The sequence below is a fragment of the Pedococcus sp. P1_H8 genome, assembly GCF_056405175.1.
Genome location: NZ_JBFUCP010000304.1, coordinates 1 through 416, shown reverse-complemented (window position 1 = coordinate 416; position 416 = coordinate 1). Strand labels below are relative to the sequence as shown.

The 416-nt window shown below is 67.1% G+C and carries 1 pseudogene; it reads right to left on the bottom strand.

Going from position 1 to position 416, the window contains the following annotated elements:
* Positions 1 to 416: pseudogene (locus AC1DYG_RS20125) on the bottom strand (glycogen debranching enzyme); the annotation flags it as partial.

The window sequence follows — 416 nt, the reverse complement described above, 5'->3', positions numbered from 1 at the left end:
TCGAAGAACCGGCGGCGCCGGAAAACCGGGTGCGCGGTGCGCAGCGCGACCGCCCGGCGGGTGAACTCGACCAGGTCCGAATTCGTCTCAGCCAGTGACCAGTCCATCCACGACAGCGGCGAGTCCTGGCAGTACACGTTGTTGTTGCCGCGCTGGGTCCGGCCCATCTCGTCGCCGTGGGTGAGCATCGGGGTGCCCTGGCTCAGCATCAGGGTGGCCAGCAGGTTGCGGCGCTGGCGGGCACGCAGTTCCAGGATCTGCGGGTCGTCGGTGGGGCCTTCCGCTCCGCAGTTCCAGGACCGGTTGTGGCTCTCGCCGTCCTGATTGCCCTCGCCGTTGGCCTCGTTGTGTTTCTCGTTGTAGGACACCAGGTCCGCGAGGGTGAAGCCGTCGTGCGCGGTGACGAAGTTGATGGA